This is a genomic window from Herbaspirillum sp. 1173 (assembly GCF_031455335.1).
Taxonomy (GTDB): Bacteria; Pseudomonadota; Gammaproteobacteria; order Burkholderiales; family Burkholderiaceae_D; genus Herbaspirillum; species Herbaspirillum huttiense.
Window position 1 is genome coordinate 614,840 of sequence record NZ_JAVDSP010000003.1, and the last position, 16,460, is coordinate 631,299.

At 64.4% G+C, this 16,460-nt stretch carries 16 protein-coding genes and 1 tRNA gene; 11 read left to right on the top strand and 6 right to left on the bottom strand.

Features of this window, described 5'->3' with window-relative positions; translation table 11 throughout:
- Positions 1 to 3 precede the first annotated feature (3 nt).
- From tolB to J2X56_RS14565, 6 genes are all read left to right on the top strand, one after another.
- Entirely contained in the window at positions 4 to 1,302 is a 1,299-nt protein-coding gene (gene tolB, locus J2X56_RS14540) for a Tol-Pal system beta propeller repeat protein TolB (RefSeq protein ID WP_134134598.1), read from the top strand.
- 43 nt (positions 1,303 to 1,345) lie between these two features.
- Positions 1,346 to 1,867: a peptidoglycan-associated lipoprotein Pal gene (gene pal, locus J2X56_RS14545; RefSeq protein ID WP_039788992.1), complete on the top strand. Its 522-nt coding sequence runs from the start codon at positions 1,346 to 1,348 to the stop codon at positions 1,865 to 1,867.
- A gap of 5 nt (positions 1,868 to 1,872) precedes the next feature.
- Entirely contained in the window at positions 1,873 to 2,628 is a 756-nt protein-coding gene (gene ybgF, locus J2X56_RS14550; RefSeq protein ID WP_121037855.1) for a tol-pal system protein YbgF, read from the top strand.
- Between the two features lie 102 nt (positions 2,629 to 2,730).
- A tRNA-Lys gene (locus tag J2X56_RS14555) sits at positions 2,731 to 2,806 on the top strand.
- 266 nt (positions 2,807 to 3,072) lie between these two features.
- Positions 3,073 to 3,732: a CC0125/CC1285 family lipoprotein gene (locus tag J2X56_RS14560; RefSeq protein WP_310160657.1), complete on the top strand. Its 660-nt coding sequence runs from the start codon at positions 3,073 to 3,075 to the stop codon at positions 3,730 to 3,732.
- 11 nt (positions 3,733 to 3,743) lie between these two features.
- Positions 3,744 to 4,898 carry a S1C family serine protease gene (locus tag J2X56_RS14565; protein ID WP_204725049.1) on the top strand — a complete coding sequence of 385 codons (1,155 nt, stop codon included), beginning with the start codon at positions 3,744 to 3,746 and terminating at the stop codon, positions 4,896 to 4,898.
- Between the two features lie 44 nt (positions 4,899 to 4,942).
- Here the strand turns inward: J2X56_RS14565 and lldD are convergent, their stop codons facing one another.
- Both lldD and J2X56_RS14575 read right to left on the bottom strand, forming a co-directional pair.
- Positions 4,943 to 6,100 (bottom strand): FMN-dependent L-lactate dehydrogenase LldD, encoded by a 1,158-nt coding sequence (gene lldD, locus J2X56_RS14570; RefSeq protein WP_134221639.1) that lies wholly within the window; start codon positions 6,098 to 6,100, stop codon positions 4,943 to 4,945.
- Between the two features lie 25 nt (positions 6,101 to 6,125).
- On the bottom strand, positions 6,126 to 6,863 hold the full coding sequence (locus J2X56_RS14575) for an FCD domain-containing protein (protein WP_034333759.1): 738 nt from the start codon (positions 6,861 to 6,863) through the stop codon (positions 6,126 to 6,128).
- A gap of 131 nt (positions 6,864 to 6,994) precedes the next feature.
- Between J2X56_RS14575 and J2X56_RS14580 the strand changes: the two genes are divergently transcribed.
- Both J2X56_RS14580 and J2X56_RS14585 read left to right on the top strand, forming a co-directional pair.
- Complete coding sequence (locus J2X56_RS14580) at positions 6,995 to 8,842, top strand: FUSC family protein (protein ID WP_310160658.1); 1,848 nt, start codon at positions 6,995 to 6,997, stop codon at positions 8,840 to 8,842.
- Positions 8,843 to 9,173: 331 nt separating this feature from the next.
- Positions 9,174 to 11,348: an SLC26A/SulP transporter family protein gene (locus J2X56_RS14585; protein ID WP_166675531.1), complete on the top strand. Its 2,175-nt coding sequence runs from the start codon at positions 9,174 to 9,176 to the stop codon at positions 11,346 to 11,348.
- Here the strand turns inward: J2X56_RS14585 and J2X56_RS14590 are convergent.
- A complete protein-coding gene (locus tag J2X56_RS14590) occupies positions 11,342 to 12,256 on the bottom strand; it encodes an alpha/beta fold hydrolase (RefSeq protein ID WP_310160659.1) in 915 nt (304 codons plus the stop codon). The two genes, J2X56_RS14585 and J2X56_RS14590, sit on opposite strands and share 7 nt — an antisense overlap.
- Positions 12,257 to 12,432: 176 nt before the next feature.
- Here J2X56_RS14590 and J2X56_RS14595 point away from each other — a divergent pair, with 176 nt between their 5' ends.
- From J2X56_RS14595 to J2X56_RS14605, 3 genes are read left to right on the top strand one after another with little or no spacing between them, the layout of a single operon-like run.
- On the top strand, positions 12,433 to 12,894 hold the full coding sequence (locus J2X56_RS14595) for a hypothetical protein (RefSeq protein WP_039788816.1): 462 nt from the start codon (positions 12,433 to 12,435) through the stop codon (positions 12,892 to 12,894).
- A 6-nt stretch (positions 12,895 to 12,900) separates the two neighbouring features.
- Positions 12,901 to 13,419, top strand: a complete 519-nt coding sequence (locus J2X56_RS14600) for a hypothetical protein (protein ID WP_134040124.1) — start codon at positions 12,901 to 12,903, stop codon at positions 13,417 to 13,419.
- 11 nt (positions 13,420 to 13,430) lie between these two features.
- Entirely contained in the window at positions 13,431 to 13,805 is a 375-nt protein-coding gene (locus tag J2X56_RS14605; protein ID WP_121037833.1) for a DUF423 domain-containing protein, read from the top strand.
- Between the two features lie 72 nt (positions 13,806 to 13,877).
- Here the strand turns inward: J2X56_RS14605 and J2X56_RS14610 are convergent, their stop codons facing one another.
- From J2X56_RS14610 to ntrB, 3 genes are read right to left on the bottom strand one after another with little or no spacing between them, the layout of a single operon-like run.
- Complete coding sequence (locus J2X56_RS14610; protein WP_121037830.1) at positions 13,878 to 14,567, bottom strand: methyl-accepting chemotaxis protein; 690 nt, start codon at positions 14,565 to 14,567, stop codon at positions 13,878 to 13,880.
- 56 nt (positions 14,568 to 14,623) lie between these two features.
- Positions 14,624 to 15,436 (bottom strand): ABC transporter ATP-binding protein, encoded by an 813-nt coding sequence (locus J2X56_RS14615; RefSeq protein WP_310160660.1) that lies wholly within the window; start codon positions 15,434 to 15,436, stop codon positions 14,624 to 14,626.
- A gap of 13 nt (positions 15,437 to 15,449) precedes the next feature.
- A complete protein-coding gene (ntrB, locus tag J2X56_RS14620; RefSeq protein ID WP_310160661.1) occupies positions 15,450 to 16,406 on the bottom strand; it encodes a nitrate ABC transporter permease in 957 nt (318 codons plus the stop codon).
- Positions 16,407 to 16,460 lie beyond the last annotated feature (54 nt).

Genomic DNA, 16,460 nt, shown 5'->3' on the forward strand with positions numbered 1-16,460 from the left:
ACGATGATTAAAGCCCGTTACCTGACCCTGTCCCTGACCCGCATGGCCACTGCCATGGTGGCCGTGGCCGGCCTGTCCTTCGCCCCGGCCTCGCAGGCGCAGATCCGCTTCGAGATCACCGGCGTGGGTGCCTCGCAGATCCCGGTGGCCATCGCCGCCTTCCCGGGTGAAGAATCCGCTCCGCAGCAGATCACCTCGGTGGTCAAGGCCGACCTGGCCCGCAGCGGCATCTTCAAGCTGATCGACAACAGCGATGCGCTCTCGGATTCCTCGGCCATCAACTATGCCGACTGGCAGAAGCGCGGGGCCAATGCGCTGGCCGTGGGCAGCGTCACGCGCCTGGCCGATGGCCGTTTCGATGTGCGTTATCGCCTGTTCGACACGGTGCAGTCGAGCCAGCTCTCGGCCCTGTCCATCGGTGCCCAGCCGCAACTGCTGCGCCTGACCGCGCACAAGATCGCCGACGACATCTACCAGAAGCTGACCGGCATCCCGGGCATCTTCTCCACCCGCATCTCCTATGTGACCAAGTCCGGCAACGAATACCGCCTGGAAGTGGCCGATGCCGATGGGGAAGGCACGCAGGTGGCATTGCGCTCCAATGAGCCGATCATTTCGCCGTCCTGGTCGCCGGATGGCACCAAGGTTGCCTACGTCTCCTTCGAGATGAAGAAGCCGGTGGTCTACATCCAGAACCTGGTGACCCGCCAGCGCTCCATCGTGGCCAACTTCAAGGGCAGCAACTCGGCCCCGGCCTGGTCGCCGGATGGCTCGCGCCTGGCCGTGGCCTTGACGCGCGATGGCCTGACCCAGGTCTATGTGATCAATGCCGACGGTTCGGGCCTGCGCCGCCTGACCAACAGTGCCGGCATCGATACCGAACCGCAGTTTTCGCCTGATGGCGGTAGCGTCTACTTCACCAGCGACCGCAGCGGCGGCCCGCAGGTGTACAAGGTGGGCCTGGATGGTGGCTCGCCCCAGCGCGTCACCTTCAATGGCAGCTACAACATCAGCCCGCGCATTTCGCCGGATGGCAAGACGCTGGCCTTCATCTCGCGTCGCGACGGTCTGTTCCAGCTGTATGCACTGGACCTGACCAATGGCCAGGAGATTCGCCTCTCCGATGGCAGCCGCGACCAGTCGCCCAGCTTTGCGCCCAATGGCAAATACATCATGTACGCGACGGAAGCTGGTCGTCGCGGATCCCTGGCCGTCGTTTCCGTCGATGGCCGAATCAAACAGCGTCTGACGACGCAGGCCGGTGATATCAGGGAACCGACCTGGGGTCCGTTCATGAAATAAAGAAATCCAATATTGCTTTCATCACGACAAGGAGAAATCCAAAATGCGCACTATCAGTACCTTCGCCCTCATCGTCTCCAGCGCTGTTCTGCTGGCCGCCTGCTCGTCGACCAAGCTGGACGACAAGGCCAACGCTCCCGTGCAGAACGGTGCCAGCAACGGCGCCGCTGACACCCGTGCCGTCGGCACCGTCAACGCCGGTTCGGTTGATCCGCTGAACGACCCGCAAGGCGTGCTGGCCAAGCGTAGCGTGTACTTCGACTACGACAGCTACACTGTCAAGCCGGAATACCGTACCGTCATCGAAAACCACGCCAAGTACCTGGTGGCCCACAAGGACCGCAAGGTGATCATCCAGGGCAACACCGATGATCGCGGTGGCGCCGAGTACAACCTGGCCCTGGGTCAGAAGCGTGCAGAAGCCGTCCGCAAGGCACTGGTCCTGCTGGGCGTGTCGGATGCACAAGTGGAAGCGGTTTCCTTCGGCAAGGAAAAGCCCAAGGCACTGGGCCAGGATGAAGCGTCCTACGCCGAGAACCGTCGCGCTGACATCGCTTACCAATAATCGACATGCATACCGCTTTCAAACTGAAATCGGTAACCGTGGCGGCCTTGCTGGCCGCCACGGCTTTCCTACCGCTTACCGCCCGTGCCGGCCTGTTTGATGATGACGAGGCGCGCAAGGCCATCCTGGACATTCGTTCCAAGATCGAAGCCCTGCAGCGTGATGTCGCCAACAAGGCTGACAAGAACAGTGTCCTGACGCTCTCGGACCGCAACGACAACCTGCAATCCCAGATTGCGGCGCTGCGCGGCCAGATCGAGGTGCTGACCAACGAGATTACCAACGCCCAGCAACGCCAGAAGGATTTCTACGTCGACCTGGATGCACGCCTGCGCAAGCTGGAGCCGCAGCAGGTGCAAGTCGATGGCCAGACCGTGGCTGTGGGCGTGTCCGAACAGCAGGCCTATGATGCGGCCCTGTCGCAATTCAAGGGTGGCGACTACAAGGGAGCGGCCAACGCCTTTGCCGACTTCATCAAGCGCTATCCGCAATCCGGCTACGCCGCCTCGGCGCAATACTGGCAAGGCAATGCCCTGTACGCCCAGCGCGACTACAAGGGTGCCATCGCTGCGCAGCAGGTGGTGGTGAAGAATTATCCGGACAACCCCAAGGCCGCTGACGCCCTGCTCAACATCGCCAGTTCGCAAGCTGAACTGAAGGACAAGGCAGCGGCCAAGAAGACCCTGGAACAGTTGATCGCCAAGTATCCGAACACCCCTGCCGCACAGACCGGCAAGGATAGGATGGCGTCGCTCAAGTAAGCGGGTTCATCGCGGTGATGGTGTTTGATGAACGATCATGATCGTTTGTGAAGGCACAGTGTTGACACCGTCGATAGAGTTTGCCTATAATAGCGGTCTTTCGGGTCGTTAGCTCAGCTGGTAGAGCAGCGGACTTTTAATCCGTTGGTCGCAGGTTCGAATCCCGCACGGCCTACCAGAAATTCAGCAGTACATGAGAAGGGCTCCAGTTCGCTGGGGCCCTTTTTGTTTTTGCCCCTTCCTTCACATCCCCGAATTTCCGCGAAGCGCCTCGCCAGCGCTCGTTTCAATTTTCTCTGAAGAAAACTCCCCGTCAGCGCCCCCGTCAGCCCTTTGTCAGAACGCCATGTGAAGATTCACACATTGAATCAAGGCCCTGCCGGATGAGAACTTCATACCGGCCAAAACGGGCCCACATCATCCACGACAACAAAGAACAACATGATGCTGACATCATCATTCAGGGGCGTTGCCGGCATCGTGCTGGCAGCGGCAATGCTGGCCGGCTGCGCCACCGCCTACGGGCCGCGCGGACTGACCGGGGGCTATACCGATGCCAAACTGGCCGATGACCTGTACCGCGTCACCTTCTCCGGCAACGGCAAAACCAGCCGCGACATGGTCTGGCATTACTGGATCTATCGCTGCGCAGAACTGACGCAGCAACAGGGCTACTCCCACTTCATCATCCTCAAGCCCAGCGATCCCGTCCCCAAACCGGTCGCGCCGCCGATGACCAATACCTCCTGGCAAAGCGACCCGCTAGACGGCAACGATCCCCTGGCCCGGCTCACGCCCACCGCCACCCACGCTGCCCCGATCTACATCTACACACCCGGCACGCCCATCATCACCTACTCCGGCAATGCCGTGGTCAAGATGCTGCGCAAGCCCGCCGAGTATCCCGGCCAGGCCGTGCTGAGCGCCGAAGTGGTCCTGCGGCTCATCGGCCCCTACGTGAAAAGCGCAGACCAGTCACCCGCTCCCCCCGAACAGGACGTCATCAAGTCCGCCCTGGTCTTCACGCCCCTGCCGGCAGCGCAACAGCGGCGCAATGGCCAGGTCACCATCGACGACCTCAAGAACCTCCTGCCTACCCCCTGAGACGCACCTCCATGAGATCCCGCCTGACCAAGCTCCTTGGCCTGCTCGGCCCCCTGCTCGCTGCAGCGCCGCCAGCCCACGCACTGGATGCCGAAACCCTGTTCCAGCAGCTCTCGCCCAGTATCTGGGTAGTGCAGGCCATGGACGCGCAAGGACAGATCTTCAGTACCGGTTCGGCCGTCGTGATCGGGCCGGAACGGCTGGTCACCAATTGCCACGTGCTGGCGCGCGCCAGCAGCTTCAAGCTGCGGCGCGGCAATCTCACGCTGGGGGGCAAGCTGGAGTTTCCGGATCCGGAGCGCGATCTCTGCCAGGTCCGTGCCGAAGGCCTCAAGGCACCCGCCGTCACCATCGCTCCGGCGCGCAGCCTGCGGGTCGGGCAGAAGGTCTTCACGCTGGGAGCACCGCGCGCGCTGGAAGAGACCATCAGCGATGGCCTGCTCTCGGCATTGCGGCTGGATAACGAGGGCAAGCTGCGTTTCCTGCAGACCTCGGCGCCGATTTCCTCGGGCTCCAGCGGCGGCGGGCTGTTCAATGACAAGGGCGAGCTGATCGGCATCACTACCGCCATGATTGCCGGGGCCACCGTGCAGAATCTCTCCTTCGCAGTACCGGCCGAATGGATACGCGATCTGGAGACCCGCGGCCGCGCTGTCCTCGCCAAGCGCAACAGCACGGTCAACACGGCCACCGCAGCCACACCCGCCCCCCCGGCATTGACGCAGCCTCCGGCCGCGCTGCCTGCGCCGGCAGCGCCTCCCGTCGCGATGGCTCCGCCCGCCGGGGCCGCTCCATCAGCGCCGGCCAATCCGAACAGCGTGCGCAGTGGCGAACGCTGGTACGGCTTGATGACCTGCGAAGCACGCGCCGACAACGGCGAGTTCTCGCAAGCCTATCAGGCGCATTTCGAGGCGGAAGTGGGCAAGGTCGCGATCTCCCTGCATCGCCGCGATGCCATACGGGCGGAAAATCTGACCGGCCAGTTCGGCAGCAACCGGCTCGATATCACCGGCTTCGGCTACCGCGTCAACGATCCCGACCGGATGTGGCAATTCCGGTTTACCGGTAGCATCACCGCCGGTGCACCGATCTATGCGCTCAAGGGCGACATGCTGCGCGGCCAGGAATCAGTTCGCAAGTGCGAGCTGGTGATTGCGAAGATGTGAAGGGCCACCGAACATGAAGCAGCAGCGGCCCCCGGTTCTCAGGCTCAGATCACGGGGGCGCTGGCACCCGCCTTCACCAGGCTGTCCGTACTGATCTCGCCGATCCTGCGCGCCCCCGTCAAGGTCATGGCCACCTGCATTTCCTTGGCAAAGAGACCCAGCACATTCTCCACGCCAGCCTGCCCTTCGGCAGCGAGTGCATAGATGAAGGCGCGCCCCAGCATCACCGTATCGGCACCCAATGCCAACAGCCGCACCACGTCCAGCCCCGAACGCACGCCCGAATCCACCAGCAGGGCGAGATCCCCCTTCACCGCACTGGCGATCTCCGGCAAGGCGCGCGCAGTCGACAGCACGCCGTCCAGTTGGCGGCCACCATGGTTGGAGACCACGATGCCATCGGCACCGAATCGGACCGCCTCGCGCGCATCCTCGGGATCAAGGATGCCCTTCAACAGCATGCTGCCCTGCCAGGAATCGCGTATCCACTGCAGGTCATGCCAGCCGATGCCCGGATCGAAATTGGCCCCCAGCCAGCCTACGTAATCTTCCAGTCCGGTCTTCTTGTTGAGATAGGCCGAGACGTTGCCGAGATCATGCGGACGTCCCAGCAAACCCACATCCCACGCCCAGCGCGGATGCGTGACGGCCTGCAGATAGCGGCGCAGCGCCGCATTGGGCCCGGACATGCCCGAATGGCGGTCGCGATAGCGTGCGCCCGGCACCGGCATGTCCACCGTGAACACCAGCGTGCGCACACCCGCCGCCCAGGCGCGGTCCAGCACGTTCTTCATGAAGCCGCGATCCTTGAGCACATACAGCTGGAACCAGATCGGCCGCGTCACCGCCTGCTGCACCTCTTCGATCGGGCACACCGACACCGTCGACAAGGTGAAGGGGATGCCCGCCTTCTCCGCTGCCCGCGCCGCCTGCACTTCCCCGCGCCGGGCATACATCCCGGTCAGGCCGACCGGCGACAGCGCCAGCGGCATGGCCAGCGACTGGCCCAGCAGCGTGGTGGAGAGATCGACTTCGCCCACTTCCTTGAGTACCCGCTGACGCAAGGCCAGCTGGCGCAGGTCCAGCGAATTGCGCGCCAGCGTGTGTTCATCGTAGGCACCGCCGTCGATGTAGTCGAACAGGAAACGCGGCAAGCGACGCCGGGCGGCTTCGCGGTAATCGTGGGTGGAAGAGATGATCATGATGGTCCTGGTAACGTGAAAGAAATCAAACGGCAGCGGCACGCCGCGCACGGGCGGGGGCTTCTTCGATGTCCAGCAGGCGCTGCTGCACGAAGTCGAGATGCGCATTGGCATGCTGGCGCGCCTCCTCGGCGCGGCCGGCGAGGATGGCATCGAGGATCTGGCGATGCTGCTGATCCAGCTGGGCCACGATGTCCGGCAGGCGATACAGCTGGCGCAGGGTGTCGGCAATGCTGATCTCCAGCAGCCGCAACAGGCCCGACATCACCTGCCGCAACACCACATTGCGCGAGGCCTGGGCGATGGCGAGATGGAAGGCCGCATCGGTGCGCGCCTGCGCGGCCAGATCGTCGAGCGGCGCAGTGGAGACTGCAAGATAGGCCTGCTGCAGGCGGCGCTTGTCGTCGTCGCTGGCGCGCAGGGCGGCGAAATAGGCCGCATCGCCTTCCAGCGAAAAGCGGATCTCGGCCACGTCCTTCCAGTACCCGGCATCGCTGCGCGCCAGTGGCGCCAGCGGCTGCAAGGCCTCGGCAATCGGGTCGGTCAGCGCCGCCTGCTCGTCGTCCGCCATGAAAGTGCCGCCACCGTGACGCGCCACCAGCACTCCCCGGCTGGCCAGCACGCCAATGGCCTCGCGCAGGGACGAACGCGACACCCCGAACTCGGCCGCCAGCGTGCGTTCAGATGGCAGCTTCTGGCCCGGTGCCAGCGCTTGCCGGGCAATCAGGCTGGCCAGGCGATCAACCAGGGGAGAGGCAGTCATCGGCAACTCACTTTCTTGGTGGTCGGACCACTTTGCAGGATCCTTGGGGAGGAATTGCAGTCGATTGTAGTATTCGCTTCTCGGACGCCACAATGCCTTTGCATAGTGGTCCGACCACTTCCGTATTCACCATGCGACTCCTGCTCCGTTCATCTGCCCGTCCACTCGCTGCCCATGCCCGCCGCATTGCCCGGCGGCTGGAACTGCGTTCCTTCCCGCTGTTGCAGGAGCAGTTCAATGCCGGGGAAGGCGCGCGCGCCGGCGTGGCCATTGCCTTGCCGCTGGCAGCCGCGATGCTGAGCGGCCAGCGCTGGCTGGCATGGGCCGTGTTCGCGGCCTTCTGGACCTGCCTGTGCGACGCGCCGGGGCCGCACGCACAACGCCGCAGGCTGCTGGGCGGCTTTGCCGTGGCAGGCACGGCGGTGGCCTTCTTCGGTGCCTGGAGCGCCTCCTGGGGCCCGCACGCGGCCCTCCTGAGCGCGCCGTTGATGGTGCTGGGCGTGGTGACGCTGACCGCTGCCATCGAGTCCGGCACCCTGCTGGGGACGCTGCTGGCGGTAGTCGCCGTGGTGGCGGCTGGTTTTCCGCACGGGGCGGCGATGGCCGCGCTGCAGGCCGCCTCCTTCTGCGCCGGTGCCGCTTGGGCCTGGCTGCTGATCAATCAGGCGTGGCGTCTCGACGACCAGGCTGCCCTGCGCCAGGCGGCCCGTGCAGCGCTGCTGCGCATGATGGACATGAGCCTGGCCCTGCTGGCCGCGCCGCCCGGACAGCACCGCGACCAGCACTGGCACCGTGAGCACGGCGAACATCGCCGCGCCACACGGCTGGCGCTGGAACGCCTGCGGACCATGCTGCAGCGCCATGCGGGCACACCCATGGCCGAGGCGGATGCATGGGAACGCCGGCTGGAAGCCTGCGAAATGCTCTTCCACACCCTGATCGCACTGGAGCATGCAGCCATCCAGCAATTGGCCAGTCCGGGCGAGCGCCGCCGGGCTGCGCGTGTGGCCATCGCCGTGCTGCTGCACGCCCTCGCCGTTCTGGAGACATCCCCCGCGAAGGCCAACCGGCCGCGCAGCGCCCGACCGCACGCTGCCGCAGCCGATGCCCTGATCGCCGGCTGCCTGCGCGCCCTGGCGCAAGCCGACCGCCTGCTGCAGGCACGGCAAGCCGCGCACGCCGGCCCGTGCTCGTTGCCGTCCTCGCCTGCCCCGGCGGTCCCGCGCCGCAAGCGCCTGCGCGCCGGCCTGCTGCGGGGCTTGCAACAGGGGGGACGCCAGGCTGCCGGCGTGGCCGCCGTGTTCTATGCGGCCGAGGCCTTTCATCTGGGCTATCCGTATTGGGCGACGATGGCGGTGGTCGTGGTGTTGCAGGGCGCGGCGCGCCAGACCTGGACACGCTGCCTGGAACGCATCCTGGGCAGCCTGCTGGGCGGCCTGCTGGCCTTGACGCTGCTGCAGCTGGTCCCGGCCCACGGGCTGCTGCTGCCGCTGGTGGCGGTCCTGCTGGCAGGGCTGGCAATTGCCCTGCGGCTGGTGAACTACACGGTGTTCGTGGTGTTTCTGACCATGCTCTTCATCTGCGTGACCGACATGCTGCAGCCCGGCACCGGGATCGCCTCGGCCCGCGCACTGGACAACCTGATCGGCAGCGCTGCCGCCCTGCTGGCCGCGCTGGCGCTGTGGCCCGATCTCGGCGCTACGCCGCGCCAGCGCATCGCGGCCGGACTGGAAGCCAATCGCGCCTATCTGGACGCCGTCCAGTCGCAGCAGCCAGCTCCTGTGCTGCGACAGCTGCAACGCCAGGCCGGACTGGCCAGCATCGAGGCCGAAACCGCGCTGCACGAGCTCGGCGGTCTGCGCCGCCAGCGCGACGCCCTGAGCGCCGATGAAGTCGCTTCCCTGCGCAGCCTGCGTGAACTGGCCGGGCAAGCCTCGGTTCAGTGGCTCCGGCAAAACGGCCGCGCCGACGCTCCCTGAAAAACGGCGCTTCCCTTCATCTTTTTCCGGAGGGAAAGAGCGCAACAGCAATACCGGCGCGGATATCTGCCCAAACCTTCACTTCCCTCATCAAACCGGGGCAATGTTGTCATCCTGTCATTTTCGTGTGATAGATTGCGCTTCATGATTGGCACTACCGGAACAACGGCGACGACTGCGGCATGCAGCGCGAAGCGCCGGGCCGGTAACGCGCGCGGGGGCGCGCAGGCACACGCCAGACAACAACAACGACCGGCAGCAACGACCGGTCCTTATCGATGGGGGTACAGGCATGCCGCACAAACGCGCAGCCTTCGGGGAAAGTCATCTGATGCCGCAATCCACACTGCTGGCGCGCGCACGCCACTGGCTGGGCAGCCTGCCGGCGGCTTGCGTGGTGGCGCTGGTGTCGGTGAGCTATGCGGTCAGCTATGCCGTCATGATCTTTGGCGGCAGCGGCGATGCCCTGCTGCAGGCCGGGCTGCCGCTGATGTTCGTCACCAGCGTGCTGTGCCTGCTGGTGATCTGCTTCACCAGTTCGCTGCCCTTCATGCTGGGCGGGGCGGACTCCAATTCGGTCGGCCTGCTCTCGCTGATGGTCGGCGGCATCAGCGCCACCATGCAGCGCGCCCAGCTCTCTGCGGCCGAGATCCTGGCCACGGTCACCATCGCCATCACCCTCAGCAGCCTCCTGGTCGGATTGGCGCTCATGGCGCTGGGCGCGCTGCGGCGCGGCAACCTGGTGCTGTTCGTGCCGTTCCCGGTGGTCGGCGGCTTCCTCGCCGGGACCGGCTATCTGCTCTGGAGCGGTGCCTTCACGGTGCTGACCGGACATCCCCTGGGACTGGATGTCCTGCGCACCGGCATCGACCTGCACTGGCAGGAACTGCTGCCGGTGGCCATCGTGGTGATCGGCATGCTGGGCCTGCCGGGACGCAAGTTCGATCATCCGCTGGCGCTGCCGGTCTCGCTGGCACTGGCCAGTGCGGCCTTCTATGGCGCGCTGGCGGCCAGCGGACTGTCGCTGGCGCAGGCCCGTGCGCTGGGCTGGATGTTCGCGCCGCTGAGCCTGGGCCATGTGCAGCTGCCGGTGCAGGTCTCCTGGTCGCTGGTGCACTGGGACATCCTGTGGCGCCACTATGGAGAATTGCTGGCCCTGATCGCCGTGACCACGCTCGCGATCCTGCTCAATGCCACCGGTGTGAGTCTGGCCACGCGGCGCGAAGTGGATTTCAACCGCGAACTGCGCAGTGCCGGCCTGGCCAACATGCTCAGCGGATGCTTCGGGGGCGTGGTCGGCTGCCATTCGCTCTCGCGCACCTTGCTCAATTACCGCTTCGGCTCGCGCGATCGCGTCGCCACCCTGCTGGCGGCGGTGCTGTGTCTGGTGTGCGCGCTGTTCTTCATTCCGCTGCTGGGCTATTTCCCCAAGCCGGTGCTGGCCGGGCTGTTGATCGGCCTGGGTGGCGGACTGCTCAATGAATGGCTGGTCCGCAGCCGCCGTCTGGCGCGCGGGGATTATTTCCTGATCGTGCTGATCGTGGCGGTGGTGGCCTGCTATGGCTTCGTCACCGGCGTGGCGCTGGGCGTGGTGGTGGCCTGCGTGCTGTTCGTGCTGGACTATGGCCGGGTGTCCTGCGTGAAGATGGAATTCACCGGCGCCACCCTGCACTCCAAGCTGGAGCGCGGTGCCGCCGCCCATGCGGAACTCAAGCAGCTGGGCCAGCGCGTGTTCGGCATGCGCCTCCAGGGTTTCCTGTTCTTTGGCAGCGCCAACCAGATCGTGCATCGGGTGCGCGAGCAATTGCAGTCGCCGCGCCAGTTCATCATCATCGACTTCCGCCACGTGCAGGGACTGGATGCTTCCACCTCGCAAAGCTTCGTCAAGCTGGCGCAGGTGTGCGAGCAATACAAGGTGACCCTGATCCTGACCGGCATTGCCGATCCCATCCGCCGTCCGATTGCGCGTGCCGCTTTCAGCGGCACGGCACCGCGCGAGTTTGCCGATCTCGACCTGGCCCTCGAATGGGTGGAAGACCGCCTGCTGGAACAGGCCATGCGCAATGAATCGCGCGATGCCCTGCACAGCAGCCTGGCCGAGCATTTTGATGCGCGCGAAATGGCGTCGCTCATGGCGCGCTTGGAGAAGGTGGAACTGGCCGCTGGCACGCTGCTGTTCCGCAAAGGCGATGCGGGTGATTCGATGTATTTCATTGACGAGGGAATGGTCAGCATCTCGCTGCCGCTGGAGGGCGGCGGCCGCATGCGACTGCGTTCCTTCGGCAGTGCCACCATCGTCGGCGAGATGGCGCTCTATCGCGGCCAGCGGCGCACCGCCGACGTCGTCACCGACCGCCCCACACTGGCCTGGCAACTGACGCTGGCCAGCCTGCGCCAGCTGGAGCAAGAGGACCCGGCCACGGCCTTGCGCCTGCATGCGTATGTGGTCAAGGTCATTGCCAGCCGGCTGGAATCGACCAATGAGGCGTATCGGCTGGCTTATTGAGCCGCACGCAGTGCCGGCAGGCCGAGCTTGTCGAGAAACTCGCCGACAATGGGCTCCCAGATCTCGGGGCCACGGGCAAAGAGCGTATGCCCGTTCTGGGCGAAGGGCGGCAGGAGCCGATAGTCTGCATTGCTACCGGCCTTGACGAAGGCCTCGTGCCACGCCTTGCTGTGGACCGGGGCGAAGTAGAGGTCGTTCTCGGTATAGATCCACAACATGGGCATCTTCGCGGCATGGCCAAAGCGGGCATACATCTCTTCCAGCAGCTGGGGGGCGCAGGGATTGCCGGGACGTTTTTCCGGATCGCCGCCGGAGCCGCCGGCAAAATTGATCGCGCCCACTACCCCCTCGGGATTGCGCGCGGAAGCAGCCACCGTGAGGTAGCCCCCCACCGACTGTCCCACCAACAGCACACGCTTGGCATCAACATACGGCTGCTGCCTGGCGTAATCCAGCACGGCCAGGATTTCGGTGCTGCCGGCCTCGGCCATGGGCGCGTAATCCTTGCTGGAGCAACTGCCGCTGTCCTCGGGATCGAACTGCGTCATGTAGGCGCCGTAGCCGATGCGGGTCGGCTCGAAGACGGCAAAGCCGCGCGAGACGAAGTAGCGCACCTGCCTGGTGAAGCGAAATCGCGGCGGATCCTGACGATTGGTGGGACTGCGTCCGTGACTGAGGATGACCACCGGAAAAGGCCCCGGTCCGGCCGGCTTGAACTGGGTGATGACGACCTTGCCGCTCTCTTGCCGGCCATACAGGTCCTTGACGCTGACATCGATGCTGGTGACCGATTCGTTGATGTCCAGTGCCAGCTGCTGGGCGCGTCCAGAGAAGGGAACCAGGAGCAGGCCGCACAGGCCCAGTGTCGACAGCAGCCTGCCGAAGGCGAAGAAAGAGAATTGGCGCATGGAATTTTTATGATGAGGGCCGAGCAGGCCGGAGCGCATAAGCTACCGCCAGTGCCGAGCGCCAGGCAAGCACTTTTGCAAGTCGACGGCTGGCGCCTCCAGTCACGGCGATCCTATATACTGCTGCCTTCCCCGTAGCCACCACGGGCCGCGCGTGGCGCGGTCCTGCATTGACCATGTCCGAGCAAGCCCCCGAACCGATCTTCCCCGATGACGCCGTTGCCGGTGCCGACACCATCCCCGCACCGCGCGCATGGATCGTGCTGCAGAACGTGCAGGAGGTGGAGACCTGGATCGACACCTACAACCGCGAGCTGCAGGCTGTGGTATTCCGTCACAAGATGAACACCGTCAACGCCGGCCAGGGCATCTGCTTCACGCTGGAGCTGGGCGGCGAGATCCATCTGCACACCACGCCCGAAGGCCAGATCCTGCTGGACGTGAGCGAGGAAGCCTCATGGGCGGCCCCGGTCATCAGCGCTGCCGCCAACGTGCCGGCCCCCGCAGGCAGCGTCTGGGTGCTGCCGCCGGATACGCTGACGCAACTGATACTGGGATTGTCGGGGCTGATCGCCACATCGCAGTTCGTGTTGCGGCATGAATATCGGCTGGGCAAAGGCGTACGTCCGACTTATTGAATCAAAATGAAAATACGCATACTCGTCCTGTTACTTGGATTGCCGTCGTTTCCTGCGCTGGCAGCGCCCCTGCCCCAGAGCCTCTGCAAACCGGGAGAGAAAATCATTTACAGCTGCCAGACCGCGCGCAAGAAAACGGCGTCACTATGCGCCTCGGCGGACTATCCCGACAAGCGCAGTCGCTTGCAATACCGCTTCGGGACTGCAAGCAAGATCGAAATGCAATTTCCCGATACGCCCCAGCCTGCGGAAGGACGATTCTTTCGCAGCTACACCATGTATTCGGGTGGTTACGAATCGCATGTCCGTTTCAGTACCGACAGCTACGATTATTTTTACTACGACCGGATGATTCGCACCGGTTTCAAGGGGCAGAACCTCCCCAAGGATTCCTCCGGACTGGTGGTGCGTGAACGCAGCAGCGGCAAGGAACAGCATCGCGCTTGTTATCCGGATGCCGTCGAGACGGCGGGCAAAGATGGCCTGCCGGAGACGGAACTGGAAACCCTGAATCTTCCCGACTGAAAGCAAGACCGATGAAAGAACGCACCCTGATCGCCGCTGGCGCGCTGAACATGTTCGTGGCCGTGGGCTGTGGCGCCTTCGGCGCGCACGGTTTGAAGAAAATGATTTCCGAAGAGATGCTGGCGATCTGGCATACCGCCGTGACCTACCAGGTCATGCACGCGCTGGGCATGATCGCCGTGGCGCTGCTGATGCCGCGCATGGCCGGTGCCGCGCTGCACTGGGCCGGCCGGCTGATGCTGGCGGGCATCGTCATCTTCAGCGGCAGCCTCTACCTGCTGGCCCTGACCGGCACCCGCATCCTCGGTGCCATCACGCCGTTTGGCGGTGTGGCCTTTCTCGCAGCGTGGCTGCTGGTGGCGTGGGCGGCGCTGAAGAGCCGATAAGCAGCATTAAGCAAAATTCAATGCTCTGGAAAAGAGCATTAAACGCAGATGAATGGTACCAGGAAGGCGCATTCAGGCCGCCGCGCCACTCAGCGCTTCCTTGACCAGTTCATCGATTTCACCGGTGATGTTGGAAAGCACACCAGCCACCACCGAGAATTCCCTGCCAGCCTGTCCTGATCGCGCTGCCACGATGCGGGCATTGAAGGCCACCATCTTGGCTTCGCGTGCAATGGTTTCGATGTCGGTCATGATGCCGCGCAACTGCTCGCGCATGAGGCGCGCATGCTTCTTCGACTGCGCTTCGTAGACCGCCGTGATCTCGTTCAACACGGCCAGCAGCGGCGTGGTTTCCTGCACCAGCTGTTCCAGCAGGGCCGGACCGGTCTTGAGCTTGTCCTCGATGGCATTGAGCGCACGTTGCGCCAGTTCGGCAAAACTGGTGATGCGCGCATCGCCCCGGCTGCGTCCGAAATACACCTCTTCCAGCTCCGGGCAGAATACGCCGGGCAAGTCCCCGGAGCGCTTGAGCAAGGCCGCATGGGCGCTGCGGAACAGTCCCAATGCCTCGCGCGCAGTGGCACAAGCCCCCTGCTGGCCCTGTGCTGCGAGCACCGCGTACAACACCAAGCGCTGCGACGTGAAGCGGCGGCGGCCAGAGAGATTGATCAGGGCACCAAACACTTCGCCCGAGAGCGGAACGAGTGCGGACTCCTCAGCGCCCTCAACAGGGGCCTCCTCGATGACAGCCAGGCTGCTCATGGACATCTCCTTCAATTGCATTGGACAGGTGGCCGGCAGAAGGGTCTGACGCGGGCTTACGCCGCTTCCCGCGCCGGATGCGCCTGCTTGCGATACAGGAACTCCAGCACCGCCGTGCGATAGGCACCATACTGCGCATCCTGCGCCAGCGAGACACGGTCGCGCGGACGCGGCAGCTTCACTTCCACGATCTCGCCAATGGTGGCAGCGGGACCATTGGTCATCATCACGATGCGGTCCGACAGCAGCACCGCCTCATCCACATCGTGGGTCACCATCACCACCGTCGATTCGGTCTTGGCGACGATCTTCAACAACTCATCCTGCAGGTGCGCACGGGTCAGTGCATCGAGTGCGCCGAAGGGTTCATCCATCAGCAGGACCTTGGGCTCCATCGCCAGCGCGCGGGCAATGCCGACACGCTGCTTCATGCCGCCGGAGATCTCATTGGGCCGCTTGCTCTCGGCCGCCGTCAGGCCGACCAAGGCCAGCGCGGCGCGCGTGCGGTCACGCAACTGGGTGCGATTTTCGCTGGCACCGAACACCCGCTCCACACCGAGATAGATGTTTTCATAGCAGGTCAGCCACGGCAGCAGCGAGTGGTTCTGGAACACCACTGCACGCTCCGGGGCCGGACCACCGATCTCGCGATTGGCACACAGCAGTACGCCATCACTGGGCTTGAGCAGGCCCGCAATCAGGTTCAGCAAGGTCGACTTGCCGCAGCCGGAGTGGCCGATCAAGGAGACGAACTCGCCCTTGGCCACCGTCAGGTTGATCTCGCGCAGTGCATGGAAGACGCCCTTCCTGGTGTGGAACACCATCTCCACACCGTGGATATCGATGAACTTGCCGTTGATGTTGTCCATGATCCTGCCCTCCTCAGTTGTTGACCTGCTCGTAGGTGAACGCCTTGGCCAACGCCACCAGCAATTGTTCCAGCACCAGCCCGACCACCCCGATGACGACGATGGCGATGATGATGTGCGGCACGTTCAGGTTGTTCCATTCATCCCAGACCCAGAAGCCGATGCCGACGCCGCCGGTCAGCATCTCGGCGGCCACGATCACCAGCCACGCAGTACCGATGGAAAGGCGCACGCCGGTCAGCATGTAGGGCAACACCGAAGGGAACAGGATCTTGGTCAGCACCTTCCATTCGGAGAGATTGAGCACGCGCGCCACGTTCATGTAATCCTGCGGCACGCGCTGCACACCGACGGCCGTGTTGATGATCATCGGCCAGATCGAGCAGATGAAGATCGACCAGATCGCCGCCGGATTGGCCGACTTGAACACCAGCAGGCCAATGGGCAGCCAGGCCAGCGGCGAGACCGGACGCAGCAGGCTGATGATGGGGCCGAACATGCGCGAGAGGAATTCCACGCGGCCAATCGCAAAGCCCAGCGGAATGCCCACCAGCGCCGCCAGTCCGAAGCCCATGCCGACCCGCTGCAGCGAAGCCAGCACGTTCCAGCCTATGCCCTGGTCATTGGGACTGTTGCGGTAGAAGGGATCGGAAAACATCACGCCCGCTTCCTTCAGGGTCACCCATGGCGTGGGGAAGCTGGCGGTCTTCAAGGCGATGATCTGCCAGACCAGCACCAGCAGCGCCACCCCCAGCAGGGGCGGCACCACGCGCATGAAGAGTCCGCCCGCGATGATCTTCTTGCGCAGGCTGCGCGCTTTCACGCTGCCGGCAGGGCTGGCGGCGGGTGCCACCTGCGCTTCGTTGGCGGCGGCTGCACGCACCGGCTCGCCGGCAGCAGACACGCCGGCGTGGCCGTTGCCGGCGGGCTTGGCGTTCTCACCCATGATGCTTTCTGCGACTGCACTCATCATCTTCCCCTTGCTCTAAGCACTTCACCTTGATGGACACGGCGCAGGCCGCAC